This is a genomic window from Burkholderia sp. LK4, assembly GCF_001043615.1.
GTDB classification, from domain to species: domain Bacteria; phylum Pseudomonadota; class Gammaproteobacteria; order Burkholderiales; family Burkholderiaceae; genus Burkholderia; species Burkholderia cepacia.
In genome coordinates this window covers 1-1,317 of the sequence record NZ_LDUL01000151.1, presented here as the reverse complement: position 1 = coordinate 1,317, position 1,317 = coordinate 1, and the positions used below count along the sequence as shown (strand labels likewise).

Genomic DNA, 1,317 nt, shown 5'->3' with positions numbered 1-1,317 from the left:
GCAGCACACCGCGACCGGGCACGCCGCTTGCGCGGCCCCGCCCGTTCCGGCGCCCGGTCAGCGGCGCCCTGCCCGCGTCGCTGGCGCGCACCCCTGCTAGAATCGCAGTTTCCCGTCGTTTTCCGCCGTTCCTCTACAGACCCTATGTCCGCATCCGACCTCACTTCCGTGCAGGCTGCGGCGCCGCAAGGTGGCCGCCAGATCCTCGTTACGTCCGCACTGCCCTATGCCAACGGGCAGATCCACATCGGCCACCTGGTCGAGTACATCCAGACCGACATCTGGGTGCGGACGCTGCGAATGCATGGCCATGAGGTCTACTACATCGGCGCCGACGACACGCACGGCACGCCGATCATGCTGCGCGCGGAGAAGGAAGGCCTGACCCCGAAGCAGCTGATCGACCGCGTGTGGACCGAGCACAAGCGCGATTTCGACAGCTTCGGCGTGTCGTTCGACAATTTCTACTCGACCGATTCGGACGAGAACCGCGTGCTGAGCGAGAAGATCTACGTCGCGCTGCAGGAAGCCGGTTTCATCGCCGAGCGCGAGATCGAGCAGGCATACGATCCCGTCAAGGAAATGTTCCTGCCCGACCGCTTCATCAAGGGCGAGTGTCCGAAGTGCCACGCGAAGGACCAGTACGGCGACAACTGCGAAGTGTGCGGCTCGACCTACCTGCCGACCGAACTGCTGAACCCGTATTCGGTCGTGTCGGGCGCGACGCCGGTGCGCAAGACGTCGAAGCACTACTTCTTCCGCCTGTCCGATCCGCGCTGCGAAACGTTCCTGCGCGAATGGGTGAGCGGCCTCGCGCAGCCCGAAGCAACCAACAAGATGCGCGAATGGCTCGGCGACGCCGGCGAGGCCAAGCTCGCCGACTGGGACATCTCGCGTGACGCACCGTACTTCGGCTTCGAGATCCCGGGCGCACCCGGCAAGTATTTCTACGTGTGGCTCGACGCGCCGGTCGGCTACTACGCGAGCTTCAAGAACCTGTGCGACCGCAACGGCGTCGACTTCGACGCGTGGATCCGCCCGGGCTCGACCACCGAGCAGTATCACTTCATCGGCAAGGACATCCTGTACTTCCACACGCTGTTCTGGCCCGCGATGCTCGAGTTCTCGGGCCACCGCACGCCGACCAACGTGTTCGCGCACGGCTTCCTGACGGTCGACGGCGCGAAGATGTCGAAGTCGCGCGGCACGTTCATCACCGCGCAGAGCTACATCGACACGGGCCTGAACCCCGAATGGCTGCGCTACTACTTCGCCGCGAAGCTGAACGCGACGATGGAAGACATCGACCTGAACCTC

General features: G+C 64.5%; 1 protein-coding gene. It reads left to right on the top strand.

Annotated elements, in window-relative coordinates:
- Positions 1-144 precede the first annotated feature (144 nt).
- Positions 145-1,317 (top strand): methionine--tRNA ligase (metG, locus tag VK92_RS38465; protein ID WP_048468251.1); only part of this gene is annotated, 1,173 nt, incomplete at its 3' end.